Annotated in this window: 19 protein-coding genes; 10 read left to right on the top strand and 9 right to left on the bottom strand. The window is 59.7% G+C overall.

What is annotated here, in order from left to right:
- Positions 1-61: 61 nt before the first annotated feature.
- Positions 62-310, bottom strand: coding sequence for a sulfurtransferase TusA family protein (locus P186_RS08975; RefSeq protein WP_014289147.1), 249 nt, complete (start codon positions 308-310; stop codon positions 62-64).
- Positions 311-438: 128 nt separating this feature from the next.
- Between P186_RS08975 and P186_RS08970 the strand changes: the two genes are divergently transcribed.
- The 3 genes from P186_RS08970 to P186_RS08960 are packed head-to-tail and all read left to right on the top strand — an operon-like array spanning position 439 to position 2,668.
- Positions 439-1,008: a helix-turn-helix domain-containing protein gene (locus tag P186_RS08970; RefSeq protein ID WP_148682906.1), complete on the top strand. Its 570-nt coding sequence runs from the start codon at positions 439-441 to the stop codon at positions 1,006-1,008.
- Positions 1,009-1,025: 17 nt separating this feature from the next.
- On the top strand, positions 1,026-1,895 hold the full coding sequence (locus tag P186_RS08965; RefSeq protein WP_014289145.1) for a pirin family protein: 870 nt from the start codon (positions 1,026-1,028) through the stop codon (positions 1,893-1,895).
- Positions 1,892-2,668, top strand: coding sequence for a hypothetical protein (locus P186_RS08960; RefSeq protein ID WP_014289144.1), 777 nt, complete (start codon positions 1,892-1,894; stop codon positions 2,666-2,668). Before P186_RS08965 ends, P186_RS08960 begins: the two co-directional genes overlap by 4 nt.
- A 10-nt stretch (positions 2,669-2,678) precedes the next feature.
- Here the strand turns inward: P186_RS08960 and P186_RS08955 are convergent, their stop codons facing one another.
- Together P186_RS08955 and P186_RS08950 are read right to left on the bottom strand one after the other, a co-directional pair.
- A complete protein-coding gene (locus P186_RS08955; protein WP_014289143.1) occupies positions 2,679-3,473 on the bottom strand; it encodes an XdhC family protein in 795 nt (264 codons plus the stop codon).
- 28 nt (positions 3,474-3,501) lie between these two features.
- The gene (locus P186_RS08950) at positions 3,502-3,936 is read right to left on the bottom strand and encodes a CoA-binding protein (RefSeq protein ID WP_014289142.1); all 435 of its coding nucleotides are present in this window, start codon (positions 3,934-3,936) and stop codon (positions 3,502-3,504) included.
- Positions 3,937-4,063: 127 nt separating this feature from the next.
- Between P186_RS08950 and P186_RS08945 the strand changes: the two genes are divergently transcribed.
- A complete protein-coding gene (locus tag P186_RS08945) occupies positions 4,064-4,756 on the top strand; it encodes a hypothetical protein (RefSeq protein WP_014289141.1) in 693 nt (230 codons plus the stop codon).
- Positions 4,757-4,840: 84 nt separating this feature from the next.
- On the opposite strand, the gene P186_RS08940 is transcribed toward P186_RS08945, so the two are convergent.
- Both P186_RS08940 and P186_RS08935 read right to left on the bottom strand, forming a co-directional pair.
- Positions 4,841-5,566 (bottom strand): SDR family NAD(P)-dependent oxidoreductase, encoded by a 726-nt coding sequence (locus P186_RS08940; RefSeq protein WP_014289140.1) that lies wholly within the window; start codon positions 5,564-5,566, stop codon positions 4,841-4,843.
- Positions 5,567-5,631: 65 nt separating this feature from the next.
- Complete coding sequence (locus tag P186_RS08935) at positions 5,632-5,970, bottom strand: DsrE family protein (RefSeq protein WP_237179384.1); 339 nt, start codon at positions 5,968-5,970, stop codon at positions 5,632-5,634.
- A gap of 97 nt (positions 5,971-6,067) precedes the next feature.
- Here P186_RS08935 and P186_RS08930 point away from each other — a divergent pair, with 97 nt between their 5' ends.
- Positions 6,068-7,168: an MFS transporter gene (locus P186_RS08930; protein ID WP_014289138.1), complete on the top strand. Its 1,101-nt coding sequence runs from the start codon at positions 6,068-6,070 to the stop codon at positions 7,166-7,168.
- Between the two features lie 28 nt (positions 7,169-7,196).
- A complete protein-coding gene (locus P186_RS08925; protein ID WP_014289137.1) occupies positions 7,197-7,835 on the top strand; it encodes a CPBP family intramembrane glutamic endopeptidase in 639 nt (212 codons plus the stop codon).
- A gap of 26 nt (positions 7,836-7,861) precedes the next feature.
- On the opposite strand, the gene P186_RS08920 is transcribed toward P186_RS08925, so the two are convergent.
- Positions 7,862-8,806 (bottom strand): AbrB/MazE/SpoVT family DNA-binding domain-containing protein, encoded by a 945-nt coding sequence (locus P186_RS08920; protein WP_237179383.1) that lies wholly within the window; start codon positions 8,804-8,806, stop codon positions 7,862-7,864.
- 180 nt (positions 8,807-8,986) lie between these two features.
- Between P186_RS08920 and P186_RS08915 the strand changes: the two genes are divergently transcribed.
- Genes P186_RS08915 through P186_RS08905 form a run of 3 tightly spaced genes read left to right on the top strand, consistent with a single transcriptional unit; the run spans position 8,987 to position 11,277 of the window.
- Positions 8,987-9,901: a fumarylacetoacetate hydrolase family protein gene (locus P186_RS08915; protein ID WP_014289134.1), complete on the top strand. Its 915-nt coding sequence runs from the start codon at positions 8,987-8,989 to the stop codon at positions 9,899-9,901.
- Positions 9,902-10,897 carry an alcohol dehydrogenase catalytic domain-containing protein gene (locus P186_RS08910; RefSeq protein WP_014289133.1) on the top strand — a complete coding sequence of 332 codons (996 nt, stop codon included), beginning with the start codon at positions 9,902-9,904 and terminating at the stop codon, positions 10,895-10,897.
- Positions 10,894-11,277, top strand: a complete 384-nt coding sequence (locus tag P186_RS08905) for a GlcG/HbpS family heme-binding protein (protein WP_014289132.1) — start codon at positions 10,894-10,896, stop codon at positions 11,275-11,277. Before P186_RS08910 ends, P186_RS08905 begins: the two co-directional genes overlap by 4 nt.
- Here P186_RS08905 and P186_RS08900 read toward each other — a convergent pair.
- A complete protein-coding gene (locus tag P186_RS08900; RefSeq protein ID WP_014289131.1) occupies positions 11,266-12,522 on the bottom strand; it encodes a lyase family protein in 1,257 nt (418 codons plus the stop codon). The two genes, P186_RS08905 and P186_RS08900, sit on opposite strands and share 12 nt — an antisense overlap.
- 158 nt (positions 12,523-12,680) lie before the next feature.
- Between P186_RS08900 and P186_RS08895 the strand changes: the two genes are divergently transcribed.
- Positions 12,681-13,148: a PaREP1 family protein gene (locus P186_RS08895; RefSeq protein ID WP_014289130.1), complete on the top strand. Its 468-nt coding sequence runs from the start codon at positions 12,681-12,683 to the stop codon at positions 13,146-13,148.
- An 18-nt stretch (positions 13,149-13,166) separates the two neighbouring features.
- Here P186_RS08895 and P186_RS08890 read toward each other — a convergent pair whose 3' ends face one another.
- Entirely contained in the window at positions 13,167-13,790 is a 624-nt protein-coding gene (locus P186_RS08890) for an HAD family hydrolase (RefSeq protein WP_014289129.1), read from the bottom strand.
- Complete coding sequence (locus P186_RS08885; RefSeq protein ID WP_014289128.1) at positions 13,781-15,256, bottom strand: CoA-acylating methylmalonate-semialdehyde dehydrogenase; 1,476 nt, start codon at positions 15,254-15,256, stop codon at positions 13,781-13,783. The genes P186_RS08890 and P186_RS08885 overlap by 10 nt, the downstream gene beginning before the upstream one ends.
- Positions 15,257-15,283 lie beyond the last annotated feature (27 nt).

Here is a 15,283-nt window from a genome sequence, read left to right as displayed (position 1 = left end):
GTTATTCCACCTATAAGACTGGAATAGTCTATAAATAGACACAAGCCGCGGAGACGGCGCGCTACGTAGCGACGCGGCGGTAGATAACGATACGTGCCCTCCCCGACGCGTCCTCCCTAGCCACTTCGTAAGCCGCCCCCCTGGCCACGGTCTCGATGGTAAGAGCCCAGTCAAAATCGTCAGTAACCACCTCCACGCCCTCACCCGGGCCCAGCTGTCTAAGCTTCTCCAACACAGCGTAGACGGGGTGCCTAAGCCCCAGCTTGTGACACGAGTCATCCCTCGAGAACTCAAATCTTGTAACAATCACATAGGTTTGGTATTTTCACCAAAAAAATCTTACGCCGACTAATCCCCGCGGGTAGCTAGCCGCTGGAGGAGCTATCCCGGGGACGGGTGCTATGTAAAAATTATAAAGTATAAATTTTTATGTATATAATGCAGAAGTTGTCCTCGTCTGTTAAGCTGGTCCTCATGTATATGACGTGGCGCCACCTGGTGGACGGTAGCGACTTCGTCACGCTAAAGGACATGGTGGAGGACTTGGGTATGTCTGAGAGCAGACTCCGCGTTATTATAAGCAGGTTAAAAGACATGGGGTTGCTCGAGATACGCCCGGCCCCCGGCGCCAGGACGGTGAGGTACCGCCTAATGCTAGAGAACCTAGATATAGGCCTTGGGAGGGTGCCCCCCGGTCTGTACTTCATCGACCTCCCTATAGACGCGGCTGTGCCGGGGGATCTATCCCTCAAAGCCCTGTCGGTCTTGAGGTCGGCCCGCCTCCTGCTCTACACCCAGAGCCACGCCGGCAGAAAGCCGCTGTTCAGAATTGTGCGATGCACCTGTGACGTGAGGCCCTACACCCCGGCGGCTCTCGAAGAGGCTAGGCGCCTAGCCGCGGATGGGCACGTGGCGGCGGTGGTATACAGCTCAGACAGAGACCCCGTTGAGACACATGGAGCCCGACCCGTCTCCGAATCACGTGTAAAGGTATACGTATATACATAGAAATCGAAATAAATAACGTGGAAATTGAACTCCTCCTAAAAGGGGTTTGGACTAGGGACGGCGCCGGCGTAAAGCTCTATCGGGTCTTCGGCGATCCTGTCCTCGCCGAGATCACAGACCCCTTCCTTCTGCTTGACCACTTCGGCTCCCGGTACCCCCATGAATACCTGGCGGGGTTCCCATGGCACCCCCACCGGGGTATCCAGACCATAACCTACCTCCTCAAGGGCGAGGTCCACCATGAGGACTCCGAGGGGAACAGAGGCGTGCTGGGCCCGGGGGATCTCCAGTGGATGAACGCCGGCTCTGGGATATTCCACTCCGAGATGCCCCGGCCCTATAGACAAGATCCCGAGGTCTCCGGCTTTCAGCTCTGGGTCAACCTGCCGAGGAGGCTCAAGATGTCTGACCCCTTCTACAAAAACCTCAAAAACAGCTCAGTGCCCAAAGTCCGAACCGACGAGGGAGCTGTCGTGAGGCTGATATCGGGGAGGGTTAGGGAGCCAGGCACTGGCGTCGTGGAGGGCCCCGTGTCGGGCCTCCCCATCCCCGTGGTCTACATGGACGTTGAGATCCCCGAGGGGGTCGAATTCCTCTACGAGGTGGAGGAGGGCTGGAGGACTCTCGTATACAACTTCGGAGGCCCTGCGAGGATACAGGAGAGGGCCGTGGAGGACATGTCACTCCTCGTGTTGTCCAGAGACGGCGGCGTGCTGAGGGCCAGAGGCCCCGCCCGCTTCTTGTTGCTATCCGGCGTCCCCATCGGCGAGCCCGTCGCGTGGCGGGGGCCTATTGTGATGAATACCTGGGAGGAGATTAGAGAGGCCTTCCTGGAGCTGGAGAGGGGGACCTTCATAAAGAGGAGGGCCTACGTCGAGGATATATGATCGTAGAGGCTACGGAAGACGGCGTGTACCGCGACGGGAAGCCCTTCTGTTGCCGCGGCAGAGACGTAAACGACTTGTTCGAGGACTACGTCTGCGCGTGGGAGGGGGTCTACAGACTGCCCACCGAGGAGAAGGTGGATAGGCGGTCCTGCTGGCGGCTGATCCAGCTGGAGGGCCGGCTCTACGCCTCGCTGGAGGGGCCCGTGTTGCGGGACCTCGCCGCCGACAAGGAGGTTGACCTCCGCGGGCTGGCGGAGGAGCTGGGCTGGTATTTCCCCCACGGCCCGCCGCACGTGACCGACGTGGCGAGTTTCGGGGACGCCCTAGTCGCGGCTGTCGAGGTCGGGCATATGCTGGCGGGGCCCAGCCTAGAGGAACTCAAGCCGCTGAGGTTTAAACACGACCAGCACAACCTGCTCCCGGCCGGCGGCCTCTTGCTGATTGCCACAGCCGGGGGGATTTACTACACCCGCGATCTGGCTCACTTCCGCCTAGCCGAGGGGAGCGAGGGCTACGCACACGCCTTGGTCTCATGCGGAGGGAGGCTGTACAGCCACGTGATGGAGGACAGGCCGGTGATGGAGAGCGAGGACGGGGTCAGGTGGAGGAATATAGGCGTCGAGCTTCCGAGGCCCACCTTCGGCACCACCGGCTTGGGTTGCGCCGGGGAGGGCGTCGTCTACTCCACAACCTCGACCTACTTGATAAGGGGGAGCCGCGCGGAGAGGCTGTGGGGCCCTCACCCAATGACGAAAAGGGTGATAAGCCTTTAGCGCAGAGGCGCTAAAGCGTACGCGGAGGTCTCCACTGGCATTTATACTGGGAGAGGTCAACTCCCTCGACCTCCTCCAAGACGTCGAACGGGTTCTTCACCTCTCTCATAGGCTTCCCGCACCCCCCTCTGTAGTACATCACCACCTCCGCGACGATGCTCACCGCTATCTCCCCGGCGGTTTTCGCCCCGATGTCGAGGCCAGCCGGCGACCTCAGCCTCTCCGCTATAGCCTCCCGCGGGATGCCCCTCTTGAGAAGCTCCTTGACGACGAGCGCCGCCCTCCGCTGGCTGGCCAGCAGCGCCACGTAGCCGGCCCCCCTCCTAAGCGCCGCCTCCACCGCATCTACATCGCTGGGGTGGCCACCTTCGTTAGCCACCACTACGGCCGACCCCTCCGATACCAGCTTCTCAAGATCTGCCAGCTCTCCCCTGTATACAGCGCCGTGTGCCGAGTGGCCGATTGCCGCCACGTTGAAGCCAGCGGCGACAGCCACCTCAGAGACGCGGCGCGCCACCTCGCCAAAACCCACCACCACGAGTGAGGGCTTGAGGAGTACCCCCTCCGCCTCCACCCAGAGACGGCCTACCCGCACCTCCGCCCTCTCCCCGGGTTTCAGGCCCCCCACTGCCTCAACAACCTCAGCTGGGGCTAGGCCGAGGAGCGCCCCGCCGCCCACCACGGCGTCGACAAACGCGTTTGAGCCGTCGTAAACCCTCACGATGACGGCAGTATCACCCCGCCTCGCCGCCAAATCCAAAACTCTAAAAACATCACAAATAGACACATAAAAACCTACGTCCATATAAAAAACTATTGCCCAGGGACGTTTGCTACACCTCGCCGGGCGCCAGGGGCCTCAGCCCGAACAGCCTGGCGTGGGTCTCCATCATACACATGTCTTCAAACAAGGCGATGCCCTCGGCCTCGAGCGCCTCCCGGACGCCGGGGGGAGCCCTGATCCCCAGCTGTAGCCACACCACCTTGACGTCCCCCCTCTCCCTCCGGCGCCTAATAACGTCCTGCGCAATCCTGGGCACCTCCTCAGATGGCCTAAATACCTGAACCACATCAACCTCGTCAGGAACCTCGTGGAGGGTGGGATACGCCTTTTCCCCAAGTATCTCTCCGGCGGATGGGTTAATCGGGATTATTCTATAGCCAGCCCTCTTCAGGTAGAGAGGCACCACGTGGGCCCACTTAGAGGGATCCCTCGACGCCCCCACCACAGCTATAGTCCTCAGTTTAAACACCTCTAACAAATCCATATATCTACCGATTAACCCATATAAATCTCCACAGCTTCACAACTCTTCTGCGCTGGGGGATATAAAACGTCGCCGCGGTGCCGTTTAAATCTGTGGAAAAAATTTATATTGGCTTGGCTTTGATTTTATGGAGTTTCGAGAAGCAAATAAACGGCTGTACAAAGGATATCTATATTCATTAATTCTGGTAATTGTCGCCATACCCGTCGTTATTTTCACCGCCGTCGTCGCCATATTACCGTCGATGCAGTCCCCTCACGCCTTGGCATCCGTCGTGGTGTTGCTCGCGGGGGAGGTGGTTGTTTTCATAATAGCCTGGGTACTCATATTCTTTCTCTACCTCTTCAGAGGATACCTGGCGCTACACAGGATAGGCATAGGCTGGGCGTGGTGGATGGCCTGGGGGCCCATAATAGAGTTCCTCCTCGGAATTGCCACCCTAGTCATATTGGCGCTGGCCGTACTGGCAAACATACAGTCAATTAGCCGGGGGCCCGTCGCCGGGGAGTGGATATGGCCTGTCGTAGCCCCCGCACTCGTCATGGGAATTATCCTCGCCGCCTTCGGGATATTCCTAACCATAGCACACATACTCTTCCTCAACAACATGCATAGATACACAGCGATAAATAAATTCCACACGGCATACATACTCCTCATAATTGGAATAGTGCTGAGTTTTATACCCTACCTCGGCATATTGGGGACTATAGTCCTCATTGCGCAGTACGTAATAGAGATGCTGGCATACAAAGAAGCGTCCGAGTGGACACCCCCAGCTCCACAAACCCCACAGCCGCAGCCAAGCACCTCCGCCTAGACATCTTCAAATTAGGAAACCGCCCGGGCCCCTCTATTTTGCCCACGCCGTGTGGGCTGTGTAGATCTCGCCGCTGGATTCGCCTCAGGCGAGCCTCCGGCCGCCGTCTGCCGGGATCACCGCCCCATTTACCCAGTAAGACTCGTCGGCGAGCAACCATATGACTACCCGGGCCACCTCTTCTGGCGGCGCCTGGGGGGCGCCGAGGGGAGGCCGCCTCGCCGCTCCGCCGGGCGTAAAGTCTTTGCTCATCCCGCCGGGCGCCACGCCGTTTACCCTAATCCCCTTGTCAATCAGCTCCGCGGCGAGGGACTCCACAGCTCTAGCCAACGCCGCCTTAGAGGCGACATACGCCACATTCCTCCTAAGCCAGGCGGGGTATGCCCCGCCCACCGCCGTGACTAGGACTATGGAGGATCCCGGCTTCAGATGCTTGGTAGCCGCCTTGACCACGTAGAGATGGGCCTTCAAGTTGCGGGAGAGGAGGTCCTCCAGCGCGGAGGGGTCCAGCTCCTCTATCGGCGTCTCGGCGTAGCCCCCGGCCGTCACCACCACGCCGTCCAGGCCCCCGAGCTTGGTTGCCGCGTCTGCCACGGCGGCTTCGGCGCCCTCGGGCCTCGACAAGTCGTAGGCGCCTATGTGGAGCTCGCCGAATCTAGAAAACTCGCGTCTAAGCCGCTCTAGAAAGTCTCTACTCCGCGCCGCGGCGTACACCCCGGCACCCTCCGACAGAGCTAGGTATACAACAGCCGAGCCCAGCCCAGGCCCCACGCCCCCCACGAAGACCCTCCTACCCCTCAGCCTGTCCATGACGTTATTGAATTGTAGATAAAAATGTACTGACCCCAGCGACGCGGAACCTGTGCCCAGCTTATCTAGGGCTTTACGTAGAGGTAGCCCGCTGACTGGAGCTCTAGTATTTTTACTATGCCGGCGGGTACAACCTCGGCGAAGGGTAGTAACTCCCCGTGGTCGATTCCGTGCGCTCTGAGGGAGTTGTTGCATATATAGAACTTCACGCCTCTCGCCGCCAGCGCGGTGAGCCTCTCCTTGACGTGGCTAGGCGCGTGTTGTGTGAAGAATATCACGGCGTTGCCGTTCGCCACCACCGCAACCTCCGCCCCCGTCGCCGCCTCCAGCAGATTCTCGATATTAGAAAGAGCGATATTCATGGCGGTCAAATCCTCCCTATCCACATGCACCAGCGCCTTCACAAAAACACCGCCCTCCACGGGTTATAAGTCTTCCGCACGGCGTCCCCCTCCCCACCGCGCCGGTTTTACACTTTAAAATCCATGTCCATCAGCCGGCATGGAGACGCGCTTTCTGCTACTGGGCGCAGTTGCTCTGCAGATGGTGGGCTTCGGCATAATACTACCCGCGATGCCCTTCCTCCTAAGAGAGCTGGGGGGCGACGCGGCGGCCCAGGGTCTGCTGGTGTCCCTATTCTCCCTAATGCAGTTCGTTACGGCGCCTCTATGGGGCTACGTCTCCGACAAGATAGGCAGGGCCCCCGTGGTGGCGGCTGGCCTAGCCCTCGGAGCCGCAGGCCAAGCTGTCGCCTACGCCGCCCAAAGCCTCGCCCAGCTGGCCCTCGGCAGGGCGCTGGCCGGAGTGGGGGGCGGCACCCTGGCGGCGCTCCAAGCTTGGATAGCGGACCTTACGCCGAGTGACCGCAGGGCCTCCGCCATGGCTCTCTTCGGCATAGCCTTCGGCGTCGGCTTCGTCGCGGGGCCCGCCATCGGGGGGGCGTTAGGCACGTTGCACCCCCGGCTACCGTTCCTCGCCTCGGCGGTGCTTTACGCCCTAGCAGGCACCGCGGTGGCTAGGTTGCCCAACACCAGGCCAACCCGGCGCCAGGGTTTTGAAATTGTGGTGGGCCTCCTGGCGGTTCCGGTGCTTATGCTGAACCTGGGCATGTCTATGTTCGAGGCTCTCCTCTCCTACTTCTCAGCCTTCGCCCGGGGGCTAACTCCCTTTCAGATAGGCCTTCTGTTCTTCGTCTCCGGCGTAGCCGCCGGGGCGGCCCAGCCAGTGGTTAGACGCCTCGAGAGGTCCTCCAGCCCGGGTAGAAACGCGCCGCTGGGCATGGCCACCATGGCGGTGGGCCTGCTTCTGCTGAGCTTCGCCTCGAGCTCGCTGGCGGTTCTCTACATAGGCGCCGCGTTGGTGTCGCTGGGCGGCGTGGTTGCGTCTTCTTTCATATTCGCCGCCGCGTCGAGGAGAGGGGCTGGCGTGGAGCTCGGCGCATTGCAGTCGGCGGGGACCCTCGGCAGGATAGCCGGCCCGACGATCGGCGGCTACCTCTACACTACAATCTCGGCCACCGCCCCCTTCATAGCCTCGGCCGCGGTGGTGGCCGCCACGGCCGCGCTGACCTCCCTACTACTCTCTAGAGTGGGGCTTCGTTAGATATTTAACTATAAGTCGACATTTTTGTATGATAGGCCTTCTACTGGCGATGGGAGGCTACTACCTCGCCGCCTTGGCTGTATACGCAGTTGTGAAGCCGCCCGCGGACAACCCGTGGTACGCTTTGATATACACCGCCGTGCAGCTGGCCTCTTTCATGGCGCTTCTCTACATAGTTGTGAAGAGAGAGGGCTACGGCACGTGGAGAGGCGCCTTCAGCAGTATATACAGCGGCAGGCTTGGCCCAAGAGAGGCCGCGCTCGCCATCGCGCTCTGGGTACTCGTCTTTACGCTGTGGTGGCCCGTCAACTTGCTTTACTCGGCGCTGGGCCTGCAGTGGGGCAGGTGGGGCTACAGCACAGCGGGCATCAACGCGGTGCCCGTGGCGATTTGGGCCCTTGGGGCGGCTTTCTTCGAGGAGGCTTTTTTCAGAGGCTACTCAATCTCTAGGCTGGCGCCTGCGGTGGGGAATAGGTGGGCCGCCTTGCTCACCTCGGCGGCGTTCTCAGCCGTGCATCTACGATTCGGCGCGGCGCTGGCGGGCTACATGTTTCTATGGGGTCTCGTAGCCGCGGCGCTGTACATAGTTACAAAATCGACATGGGCCTGCCTTCTGTACCACATGGTCAACAATGTGGTTGTCGACTTTTTCATCTACGGGAGGTAGGCGGGGGGTGGGGTGTGTGGGGACCGTTAGAACTCCTCTTCTTCCCGGCTTGCAGGTGTGCAGACTGTCCTCTGCGCGGCGGCGGCCACCGTCATGAGCTCCGATATTCTTACTAGGTTGAAGACGATGCGTCTCATGGCGAAGGCCATGTGGGCCTCGTAGGCGTTTAGTTTTGGAAGCGACGCCTCCTCCAGCGTGTTTATCCTCTCCCGGATCTCCACCAGCCTCTTCAGGTCGGAGGTGTTGAGCGCCTCTTTGCAGAGTCTGCACATGGCGTCTAGCTCCTCCCTTTGCCTAACTCCGGCGAGGAAGTCCACCATTCTGTAGATGTAGTACCCCACCTCCCTCAGCCTAATTGTGGTTTCGAAAAAGGCGGCGAAGGTGGGGTATGGTATCTTGTTGCGCTCGGGCTCCTTGAGCGCTATTGACAGTAGCCTCTGGAGGTGCCTCACAAGTCTCTTAGACTCCACAATCTTGTCTCTAAGCTCCTCGTCGTTTCTGTAGCTACATATGCCGTCTAGTATGTCTCCAAGGAGCTTTAGATACTTCTCCCAAACCCTCTTCAAGTGCCTCTCCTCGAGGGCGTGTATGTCGTCCTTGATAGAGATCACGACGCGGCCGTTGGTGAAGTCGTCAATTTCATACCCAATCAAGTCTTTTCTGAGCTCTCTAAGCCGCTTCAGCACGCCCTGGTTGTGGCCTGTGACGGTTATCTGATCGACTCCGAAGATGTATAGATACTTGACAACCTCCTCCAGCAACTCTGGGTCTTCGTAGATCCCGGCGTCGAGAGTGAGGTTGCATCTAGACATGGGGATCTTAACAACAATGTTGTTATTGGGATCCTCGAAGACTAGCAACGGGTCTTTGGGCTTGAGCCTATTTTTTAGAACCCAGTCCATGGGTAGGGATATGATGTAGCTACCTGTCTTAATCTTCTGCACGCGTCGGAGATAACGGGAAGTCGCCATTACTAATAGGTCGGTAACATCTATTAAAATATTTCCATCATTATATATAACGTAACATTATTCCGTGGCAACTCGCCGTGGCGTTTAATAACTATGTTGTTTCTAATTTGAGAATTTATAAATTCACTGATAGAAATATATTCCCGAAAAATTTTTAGCTTACGACTCGATCCGCCGCTCATGAAGTTGTTGACGTTTAGAAAAGGGGACACAAGAAAGGTGGGTCTTTTCCTAAACGGCGAAATTATTGACCTGCCAATGGCCTACGTGGCTGTGTACGACGCCTACGAGGCGCCGGAGTTTCTATACGACATGAGGAAGCTCATAGCCGTGGGGAAGCCCGCCCTAGACGTCGTGGACTACCTAGCCCGCAGAGCGCCTCCCGAGGCCAAGCTCAACGCGAAGGAAATAACATGGGAGCCCCCCGTGCCGAACCCAGAGAAGATATTCGCGGTTGCTGTGAACTACAAAGCCCACGGCCAGGAAGCCGGGGTAAAGCCGCCGGAGAGGCCCTACTTCTTCCCCAAATTCCCTAACGCCCTGGTGGGCCACGAGCAGCCGATCGTTAAGCACAGGGTGGTGCAGAAGATGGACTGGGAGGTGGAGCTGGTGGTGGTGATGGGCAGGGCTGGGAAGTACATACCTCCAGAAAAGGCGCTGGACTACGTCTTCGGCTACGCCGTGGGTAACGACATCTCGCTCAGAGACTGGCAGTTCCCGCCGGGCTGGCCGCAGCAGCTTAACCCCTACGGCCAGAACTGGATATGGGGCAAGTCCATGGACACGGCGGCGCCCGTCGGGCCGTACATAGTTACAAGGGACGAGGTGCCGGATCCCAACAAGCTGGGGCTGAGGCTGAGGGTGAACGGCGGTTTGGAGCAGGAGGGCAACACCTCAGAGCTGATCTTCAACGTGCAGCAGCTCATACACTGGGCTTCCCAAGGCATAACGCTGAAGCCCGGCGATTTAATATTTACAGGCACGCCGCCCGGCGTCGGATTCCCCAAGGGCAAATTCCTAAAGGGAGGCGACGTGGTTGAGGCCGAGGTCGAGAAGATCGGCGTACTTCGGAACTACGTGGTGGAGGAGCAGTAGATGAAGGCGGCTGTCTTTTCCACGCCAGGCCTGGAGAACCTGTCTATACAAGACGTGGAGGCCCCCCGGCCGGGGCCCGGCGAGGTTTTGATAAAGGTGAGGCACGCGGGGGCCAACCCGCTGGACTACAACGTGGTGACGGGCGCCGTCAAGGCTACGCCGATGCCCCACATACCCGGTAGCGAATTCGCCGGGGTTGTGGAGGAGGTGGGGCCCGGGGTTGAGGGGCTACAGCGGGGGGACGCGGTGGTTGTGTACAACAGGCTGTACTGCGGGCACTGCCGCCACTGCCTAGCTGGCTGGACGCAGATGTGCGAGTCGACTGGCGGCGCGTTGATCGGAGTCGCCACCCAGGGCGGCTACGCCGAGTACGCGGTGGTACCTGCGCGCAACGTCGAGAAGACCAGGGCCGAGTTGAGGGAGGCGGCGACCCTGCCCATCGGGGGCCTCACAGCGTGGAACATGGCGTATAGAGCCGGCATATCCCCCGGCGAGCGGGTGGCCGTGGTTGGGGCCACCGGCAACGTAGGGGTTTACGCAGTCCAGTTCGCCAAGTTGCTCGGCGGCGAGGTGTACGCGGTGACTAGGCGCAAGGACATGTCGGCCCCAGTGCTGAAGTCGATAGGTGCAGATTACGTAGTGACGCCGGATGAGGCGAGGGAAGCGGCTCCTTTCGATGTGGTACTGGACCCAACGGGAGCCGGCAACTGGGAGCTGAGCTACTCCCTACTTGGGAGGATGGGGCGCTACGTCACGGCTGGGGCTTTAACAGGCGCCGAGGTGAAGCTGGATCTGAGGAGGCTCTACGGGATGCAGATCTCTGTGATAGGCTCCACCGGCGGGAGGCGCGGCGACTTTAAGCTGGTGGTGAGGCTTCTAGAGAGCGGAAGGATAAAGGCGGTTATATACAAGACGTACGGCTTGGCGGAGGCGAGGCGCGCCTTGGAGGAGTTGCGGTCCGGCGACAGAGTCGGCAAGGTACTGGTGGCGATATGAAGGTTTTCGACGCCGTGGCCAGGGGCGTCTCCAAGGCCGAGCAGATGGGGATAAAGGTGTCCATCGCGGTTGTGGATGAAAACGGCGAGGTGGTCGCCATCTACAAGATGCCAGGGGCATACGTATTCTCTCCGTGGGTAGCGTACCTCAAAGCCCGGACAGCCGCCGTGTTTAGGCGGTCAACTGCAGAGCTCGCAGAGAGGGCGGCCCAGAACCTGCCCTTCTACATAGGTCTCACGATCCACGCCGGCTTAATCTTCGGCAAAGGAGGCCTGCCGGTCTCCTCCAATAGCTTCAGAGGCGCGGTGGGGGTAAGCGGAGGCACAGGAGATCAGGACGAAGAGGTGGCTAAGGCAGTCGCCGAGGCCCTACACTCCTGATTTATTAATCGACTTGAGAGCTTCCTCCAGCGGCACCCCCCTCTCCAATAACTCGGCTAAGCGCGCCGCCTTGTCGTAGCCCAGCACAGTAGCGAACGCGGTGACGCTGGCTTGGGAGGCTTGGGCATATGCCCGCATTCTCTCAACGTTGGGCATAATATCGGCCACCACGACCTCAGCCGCCTTCCTCAAGGCCTCGGACAAAAGCTTGATCTGTGTAATGATATTGTAGCCCATCAGCGGGATACCCATGGACAGCTCAAACTCGCCCAGCAACGCCGCTATCTGGTTGGCGTGGTCGAGGCCCATCACCTGAGCCGCGGCTAACATGGCGGCCTCGGCGGTGACGGGGTTGTGCTTACCCGGCATCATTGAGCTACCGGGGAGCTCCCGCTGGCTCGGCAGATCTATCTCCGCCAGGCCCGTGTTGGGCCCGGAGAACATGAGCCTCACGTCCTGCATGAGCCTGTAAAGGTCGACCGAGAGGGCGCGTAGCGCCGAGGATATAAGCAACAAGTCGGTGAGGAGCCTCATCTGAGTGAACGGGTTGCCTCTCTTTAGGGGAAGACCCGACTCCTTGGCCGCCAGCGCCACGGCTAACTCGGCAAAGCCCTCCGGCGCGCCTTGCCCGGTGCCGACCGCCGTCCCTCCCAGAGGGACCTCTGCCACCCTAGCCAGTGCCAGCTCCACGAACTCCTTTTCGCGTCTAAGGGCCGCGGCGTATGCCCCCAGCTCCTGCCCCAGCGTCACCGGGAGCGCGTCCCGCAGATGGGTACGGCCAGCCTTGACGATGCTGGCAAACTCCGCCGCCTTCAGCCCCAGCGTAGATATTGCGGCGTCCAGGGCCGGCAACAACAGCTCCCTGGCCGCCCGCAACGCCGCGAGCCTAATCGCGGTCGGCACCACGTCGTTGGAGGACTGGCTCTTGTTGACGTGGTCGTTTGGGTGCACAGGCATGCCTAGGATCTCCGAGGCCCTCCTGGCCACCACCTCGTTTATGTTCATGTTAAACCCCGTGCCTGAGCCTGTCTGGAATACATCAACCGTAACCTCGCCGTCCATCTTCCCATCGGCCAGCTCGCGCGCGGCAGCCGCGATGGCCCTCGCGATCTCCCCGTCTAGAGCGCCGAGCTGGGCGTTGGCCATTGCGCACGCCGCCTTCACGACACCCATGGCCCATATAATCTCGCGGGGAAATCTAAAACCCGTCTCTAGGTACAGCCGCTTAGCCCTATCAACATACATGGTGATTCCGCGAGAGGAATTGAAAAATGTGTCTGTTGTTGTTAAACACATCACAGATTGGAGCCAGCTAAAGTTATAAGAGGAAGCCGCAACGGCACTGTGGAGTTCCCAGTTTTGGCTAAGCCTTGGAGAGACCCTGGGCGGTATAGGAGGCGCGTATGAGGGAGGCGGAAATAGAGTGTAGACTAGCGCTGGCGTTTCTCTCCGTGGGCTTGGTGAGAGACGCCGCTGGCAAGGCTTTTCAGTGCTGGAAGGCCTACCTGGCGGCTCTGGCGGTGGAGGGGAGGGATATACTGAAGGCTAGGTTCCCCGGCGTCGCGAGGTTGCGTAGGGGGGAGGAGGCGGAGGAGATCGAGGACGTCGATGTGGTAATCGCCGTGATGCCTACTACGAGGATGGCCGAGATCGCGGCGTTGCTGTCGCGGAGGTTCGGCGAGGAGGTGTTGAAAAACACATTTCTAGCGTTGGAGCTACATAGGTATCAATACAACGGCCCCGATCCCGAGGCCGTGGTTTCCAACGTGCCGGACGACTCGACGGCGGCTAGGCTCATCTGCGTCTTGACGAGAGATCTGGCGGCGCGTTCAGAAGATCTCAAAAAGATACACGCCGGCGTCTGTAAATAGGCTTGTGAAATTGGAGGGCTACAGCTCTTGTATTAGTTTAGCGGCTTCCTTTAGGTTGTTGGCTATGTATGGGGTTTTGAAGTTGTGGTTCTGCCGCCCGTTTGTCACGGCGATGAAGCGCACCCCCGCGGCATCGGCCGCCTTTTCGTCCCACTCGCTGTCTCCAACCATCACCGCGCCGTCGGGCTCGGCGCCTAGTAGCTTCAGCGCGTGTATCACCGGGTCGGGGTGGGGCTTCGGCCTTATGCCGGGTACCCTCGCCACCACCGCCTGCGTCTTGATGGCGAATCTCTGGAGGACGAGGCTGGTGGCCTCGGCGTCGAGAAGCGTCACGATTGCCTTTGGGAGGCGCTCCGTCGCGGCTAGAAACAGGTCTAGGTAGGGCATGGCCACGGCCCGCTCCGCGCCGATCAGCTCGTATCTGCGCACTATCTCGTTTGCCCTTGCCCACTCCGCGCCGCCGAGGGAGATTAGAACATCCATGACGGTCTTGGTGCACCTGCCCCAGTACGTCTCGGGGCCTCTCACGCGTGGGGCGTATCCAGCCGCGTCCAGCTCCGCCAGCGCAGAGCAGTAGTCGGTGAAGTCCTCGACGTTTACAAGCGTCTTGTCTAGGTCGAGGAGGAGGGCCTCTACCACCATCTCTGCATAATTACCTTGCGGTCGGTGAAGAAGTCCACTGCGTCTACCTGTGCGTGCAACACGCCGAAGAAAGACTGCTTCCTGCCGCCGAAGGGGAAGTGAGGCGTGGGTTGGGCGATTGACATGTTGATGCCTACATTCCCCGCGTTGACCCTCCGCGCGAACTCCCGGGCGTACCTCCCGCTTGATGTGAAGATAGAGGCGGCGTTGCCGTAGCGGGTTTTGTTTGCGATCTCCACAGCCTCTTCAAAACTCTCAGCTCTAATTATAGGCAACACCGGGCCGAACACCTCCTCCTGGGCGATTTCCATGTCGATGGCCACCTTGTCCAGCACCGTGGGCCCCAGGTAGAAGCCCTCTGCGTACTCCCTCGGCGGGCTGTAAGACCTACCGTCTACCAGAACCTCGGCGCCAGCCTCGGCGGCTCTTGTAATCATGTCAGAAATCCTCTTCTTAGAGGCGGCCGATATGACAGGCCCCATGTCTGTGGTGTCTAGAAGCTGGTACCCAACCCTAATCTTCTTCACCCTCTCCACAATCGCGTTTTTAAACTTGTCATAAGCCTCGCCCACGAGGATTAGGTTACCCGGCGCGAGGCAGCGCTGGCCAGCCATCACGAAGAAGCCCGTGGCTATGTTCTCAACGGCGTTTTTCATATCGGCGTCAGGCATAACCACAACTGGGTTCTTAGCCCCGGCGCCCACCAGCGCCCTCTTGCCGTGGGCCGCGGCGAGGGCGTACACCTGCGAGCCAACCCTGGTGGACCCCACGAAGGCCACCCCCACGACGTCTCTATGCTTTATCAAGGTCTCAGCCGTGGACCCGTCGCCGAGCACCACGTTGAGCACCCCCGGCGGGTAGCCCGCCTCTACAAACAGCGAAGCCATGTACAGCGCCGGCACCGGGTCCTGCTCGCTGGGCTTCAGGACCACAGTGTCGCCCAGCGTCACAGCCAGCGGTATGAACCACATGGGAATCATCACAGGGAAGTTGAATGGCGTGATGACGGCGAAGACGCCCAGCGGCTCCTTCACAGTCTCCATGTCGATCTCCGGCTCCGCCTGGGCGATGTTCATAACCTTCCTCACCTCGGCCATTAGATGCGGCGCGGCGAGGGCCATGTCGATAGACTCCACAGCCCTCCGCAACTCTCCCATAGCCTCCTGCTTAGTCTTACCCACGTTCTGTGCAATGAGGTGGGCCATCTCCTCAAGCCTTTGCTCGAAGACAATCTTTAACTTCACCAAGTATTGAAGTCTTTCGTAAACCGGGAGCCTAGACCACTTCTCAAAAGCCCTAGCCGCTGACTGCACCGCCTCGTCCACGTTTTTCATGACAGGCACCTCCCCAATCTGCCTCCCCAAGCCGGGGTCGTACGTGGGCAAAACCCGGTCGTGGTCCACGTCTACAAACTTGCCCTCGACGAGGGGCTTCAGCAACCCGTAGCTACTTGAAATCTTTATCATAAGAACTGCCAATGGGAGAATTTAAAA

Source organism: Pyrobaculum ferrireducens (assembly GCF_000234805.1).
GTDB lineage: Archaea > Thermoproteota > Thermoprotei > Thermoproteales > Thermoproteaceae > Pyrobaculum > Pyrobaculum ferrireducens.
This window is presented reverse-complemented; position numbering and strand designations above follow the sequence as displayed.